This window comes from Coprococcus sp. RTP21428st1_C9_RTP21428_210409 (assembly GCF_040227395.1).
Classification (GTDB): Bacteria; Bacillota; Clostridia; order Lachnospirales; family Lachnospiraceae; genus Coprococcus; species Coprococcus aceti.
The window spans coordinates 38,810-43,788 of sequence record NZ_JBEHVV010000018.1; the positions used below are offsets into that span (position 1 = coordinate 38,810).

Below are 4,979 nucleotides of genomic sequence, written 5' to 3' on the forward strand. Positions count from 1 at the left end.
CCTTAGGGCTCTCGAATGAGTAGCACATGCCGCCAGAGAAACCATTTGCCTCAAGGACATCCCTTGCGATGGCATTGATCATCTGGTCGTATGGGAGCTTACCAACTGTAGCCTCACCTCTTGGAAGTGATACAGGAATGTTGTCGTATCCGTAGAATCTTGCAACCTCCTCTGCCAGATCTGCCATGCAGTTCAGATCCTGTCTGAAGCTTGGCACATCCAGTGTGTTTGTCTCTGCATCATATGTGAGTCCAAGTCTGCCGAAGTAGTACAGCATCTTCTCAGGCTCAACATCTGTTCCGAGAAGCGCATTCATCTTGTCTGGCTCAAATGGGAGCTTCTTGTCCTGTACAGGATTTGGATATACATCGACAGCTCCGCCGACTACCTCACCTGCGCCCATCTCCTCGATGAGCTGACACGCTCTGTCTATTGCCTCCATAGCAAGATTTGGATCAAGTCCCTTTGTGAACTTGGCTGCCGCATCAGTTGCAAGACCGATCCTTCTGGATGAAAGTCTGATATTTGTTCCATCAAAGCAGGCTGCCTCAAAGAGCAGTGTATCGATACTGTCTGTTACCATGGAATTCTCGCCGCCCATGATTCCGGCGATACCGATCTCCTTCTCACCGTCACAGATCATCAGAACGTCATGGTCGAGCTTTCTCTCCTGTCCATCAAGTGTTACAAATGTATCTCCGTCATTTGCACGGCGGACAACAATCTTGTTGCCAGCTATGGTGCTGAGATCATATGCGTGCATTGGCTGTCCGTACTCTTCCATAACGTAGTTTGTTATATCTACAAGGTTGTTGATCGAACGGATTCCCTGTGAAGCAAGTCTCTGCTGCATCCACTTTGGTGAAGGTCCGATCTTCAGGTTCTTGACAACCCTTGCTGTGTATCTAGGGCAGAGGTCAGGATCCTTTACCTCTACTGATATATAGTCATTGACGTCCTCGTCATTTCCTGTCTTTGTTACCACTGGTGGGTAAAATGACTTGTCAAATGTAGCTGCTGCCTCTCTTGCCATACCGATCATTGAGAAACAATCAACTCTGTTGGATGTGATCTCGTATTCGACAACAACATCGTCAAGTCCAAGTGCCTTCACAGCGTCATCGCCCGGCTTCACACCTGACTCCACCGGGAATACATACACGCCATCCTCCGGTGCTTCCGGATAGAAGTCTCTTGATGAACCAAGCTCCTCTATACCGCACATCATACCATTTGACTCAACTCCTCTGAGCTTACCCTTCTTGATCTTGATTCCGTCAGGGTACTCATTGTTGTCGCCGTGTGCTGCCGCAACCTTACCACCGTCAAGTACAAGTGGGATGAGATCATTGACCTTTACATTCTTTGCTCCGGTCACGATCTGAAGAGGCTCCGCCTGTCCAACATCTACCTGACATACTACAAGCTTGTCCGCATCCGGATGCTTCTCCATAGTGAGAATCTTGCCGACAACAATCTTGTCAAGATTCTTATCCTTCTGTTCGTAACCCTCTACATGTGATCCTGAGAGAGTCATGGCGTCTACAAACTCCTGAGCTGTCACGTCCAGATCAGGAACATATGCCTTTATCCATGAAATTGGTGTATTCATCTATTTGTCCTCCTATTTATCATTGAACTCCAGCCATGCAAAATTTGCCTTCGGCAAATGGCTGGAGCTGCATGTCAAGTTTTCACAGAAAACTTGACACATACTTAAAACTGGTCTAAGAATCTCATGTCGTTCTCGTAAAGAAGTCTCATGTCATCTATCTCATACTTGAGAAGTGTTACTCTCTCAAGTCCGATTCCAAATGCAAATCCTGAATATACCTCAGGATCTATTCCACAGTCGCGGAGAACCTTTGGATGAACCATACCACAGCCAAGGATCTCTATCCAGCCGCTGCCCTTACATACTCGGCATCCCTTGCCGCCGCACTTGAAGCATGTGATATCACACTCTGCTGAAGGCTCTGTGAATGGGAAGTGGTGAGGTCTGAACTTGACCTTTGTGTTCTCACCGAAGAACTCCTTTGCCCACTGCGCCAGTGTTCCCTTGAGGTCAGCCATGGTGATTCCCTTATCTATTACAAGTCCCTCTACCTGATGGAACGATGGTGAATGTGTTGCATCTACCTCATCAGCTCTGAATACTCGTCCAGGTGAGAGGATTCTGATCGGAAGATTGCCCTTCTCCATGATTCTTGCCTGAACAGGTGATGTCTGTGTACGAAGGAGGATATCCTTTGTAACATAGAATGTATCCTGCTCATCCTTTGCAGGGTGATTTGCAGGAATGTTCAGCAGCTCAAAGTTGTACTTGTCATACTCTACCTCTGGTCCCTCAACTATCTCGTAACCCATACCGATGAATACTCTCTCCAGATCTTCAAGTGCTATCTGGTTTGGATGTCTGTGTCCTGTAAGCTTCTTCACTCCTGGAAGAGTTACATCTATGGTCTCTCTCTTCATCTTCTCTGCACGGAGTGCCCTGTTGATGGACTTTGTCTTCTCATCAAGGGCTGTCTCGATGGCCTGACGCGCCTCATTTACCATCTGGCCTACCTTTGGTCTGTCCTCCGGTGCTACATCCTTCATGCTTTTGAGAACCTGTGTGAGTTCTCCCTTCTTACCGAGTATCGCCACCTTCACATCGTTAAGTGTCGATACAACCTCTGCGCTCTCGATCTTGGCAAGAGCCTCTGCCTTGATGGCTTCCAACTTGTCTCTCATCGTGTTTCTCCTTTTTCTATTTATAGGGATTTCAATGTGGATCCTATATTAATTACTTCCATATATAAGTCACGGAATTGCCCGACTACGGCTTCCGCAATTCCTACAGTAATTCGCGCTCCGCCCTATCGGGCTATGCGCTCATTCCTCTTTTGGGCGTTTACCGGGATTGCTCCGCGCATCGCAGCCGCTTGTCACCCTGTAAACACAAAAGTCCCTAGCATGTTATACATACTAGGGACGAATTATATCCGCGTTACCACCCTGATTCCAGACACTCTATGTATCTTGTCCATGTCTGACTCTCATTAGACGTTTGTCGCACGTCACACGCCACACCCTACACAGACCAACATCTGTCATCTGATAAAACAGATATCTTCAATCCTTCAGCCGTGGTGGCTCTGATGTGAAATTAAATACGCACTCTTACCTGACCTGGCTTTCAGCCGCTGACCCGGTCTCTCTGATGGTGACATACGTATCTTTTGCATCGTCACTGCCTGTAGAGATAATATACCTACATGTGGGTGTTAGTCAACATCTTTTTTGTCATACTGTCATGATCAACAACAATTCAATTTTCAGAAATATTATATAACTTGATTGTGAAAATAAACCTTACGAGTACCATACTCCTATTTAATCATCTTCCCGTTTCTTTTTCTTTATTTGTAAAGCAATTGATGCCAAAAGTAATATCCAGCCTATCAATAAGATTATATAAAACATCACCTTACCAAAATCTCCTTTTAAGATAAAATCGATTGCAAACAAACATGCACTAAGTACTAACAGAAGTATAGCTTTTTTTTCTCTCATATATTTTCTCCTTTTTATATCAAAATCGCTTTATATCTTTCACTCTTTATTTTCTTTGTATCTGCAAGTCTTCCTTTACTATTATACGTAAGTAAATAAATATCAAATCCATCTTTACTGCTATTTGTTACATATTTAAATCTATATCCCCAGTTTTCAATACCAGGAGACCTAATATCAGTACTTCCATAGTTACTTATTATATCTGAAAGAAGCGTAGACAATGTATACCCTGTTGCTAGACTTGCTGTGACTGCCCCCTTAGTTACCAAAATATCAATTGCCACTCCACCAGAATAGGAGGCTTTTATTTTATAATATGCACTGTAATATCTTACATTTATAGAAATTGTTTTCTTTACCCGCTTACTACTTGTATTTTTATATGAGCCACTATGCGTCTCAATCGCAGTATTCTTTAACTTGAATACACTCTACTTTTATTTCATTTATCTACTTCTACATCAACTTCTTCGTCCATCTTTAAATGTCGATTTTTTCGCATCCGCCTCTTCTCCGCACGCTTTTTCTTCCTCTCAAGTCGTCTCTTCTTACGCCCGGCCTTGTGCGCACGCCTTCTTATTCCCCGGATTCCATTATCCATGAATTTGTTGATCTCCGCGCCTATCAGCATGACGTACATACACATGTAAAGCCACAGCGCAAGCAATATCACACTTGCAAGGCTTCCATACATATATGTGTTGATTCCCACTATATTGATATAGCTTGATACGCCAAATGACAAAAGCATCCAGAGTATGGTCGTAAATGCAGCTCCCGGCACAGCGGTCTTGATCCTCACCCGCTCAACCGGCAATGCCCAGTATGCCACGATCATAACCCCAAACAAAACCGTAGGGGCAAATGCTATCTTGACGATCGACAGGATATTCGCAACGGTATCCACCAGTTGGAATCTCTCCACCGAATCCAGCCGCACCAGCATTTTTGACACAACTACATCGCCGAGGATATATATGACCATAACCGCCACCAGCATCACACAGAATATCAATGTATACAGAGTGTGTATCGCTCTTCTGAGGAAATAATTGACGCTGTCCTCCTTGCCTGCCATGAAAGTGAGTCCGCGGCCTATAGCCATTGTTCCCTTTGACGCCGACCACACTGTGAGCAATATGGTTGCTGTGGTGGCAAGCAGTGAGCTCTTGCTGTCGAAAATCTCTGCAAACATGAATTCAAAATTGGAATTGATCTCCTCCGGGAACAGTTCCTTTATTATCTCCAACACCTGGGTCTCTGTGAATGGCAGATATTTGACAAATGTAAGCAGCGTCATCGCCAGTGGAAACAGTGACAGCAGCAGGAAAAAAGCAGACTGTGCCGCAAATGCCGCCACCTGATCCTTATTCATCTCTGCCATAAACAATCTGACTTTATGGTATATGAGCACTATG

General features: G+C 44.7%; 5 protein-coding genes. All 5 read right to left on the reverse strand.

Annotation, left to right across the window (positions count from 1 at the left end; translation table 11 throughout):
* Positions 1 to 1,612, reverse strand: a 1,612-nt coding sequence (pheT, locus tag ABUA34_RS05465; RefSeq protein ID WP_349822975.1) for a phenylalanine--tRNA ligase subunit beta, incomplete at its 3' end; no start/stop codon positions are given.
* A gap of 104 nt (positions 1,613 to 1,716) precedes the next feature.
* Positions 1,717 to 2,736 (reverse strand): phenylalanine--tRNA ligase subunit alpha, encoded by a 1,020-nt coding sequence (gene pheS, locus ABUA34_RS05470; protein WP_015533215.1) that lies wholly within the window; start codon positions 2,734 to 2,736, stop codon positions 1,717 to 1,719.
* Positions 2,737 to 3,378: 642 nt separating this feature from the next.
* The gene (locus ABUA34_RS05475) at positions 3,379 to 3,558 is read right to left on the reverse strand and encodes a hypothetical protein (protein ID WP_015533216.1); all 180 of its coding nucleotides are present in this window, start codon (positions 3,556 to 3,558) and stop codon (positions 3,379 to 3,381) included.
* A gap of 14 nt (positions 3,559 to 3,572) precedes the next feature.
* Positions 3,573 to 3,845: a hypothetical protein gene (locus ABUA34_RS05480; protein WP_133300861.1), complete on the reverse strand. Its 273-nt coding sequence runs from the start codon at positions 3,843 to 3,845 to the stop codon at positions 3,573 to 3,575.
* Between the two features lie 158 nt (positions 3,846 to 4,003).
* Positions 4,004 to 4,978, reverse strand: coding sequence for a YihY/virulence factor BrkB family protein (locus ABUA34_RS05485; protein WP_349822976.1), 975 nt, complete (start codon positions 4,976 to 4,978; stop codon positions 4,004 to 4,006).
* Between the last annotated feature and the right edge of the window lies 1 nt (position 4,979).

Bases quoted from the DNA above. Each gene is read 5' to 3' on its own strand.
- pheS (WP_015533215.1), bottom strand. From the start codon at position 2,736: ATGAGAGACAAGTTGGAAGCCATCAAGGCAGAGGCTCTTGCCAAGATC.
- ABUA34_RS05475 (WP_015533216.1), bottom strand. From the start codon at position 3,558: ATGAGAGAAAAAAAAGCTATACTTCTGTTAGTACTTAGTGCATGTTTG.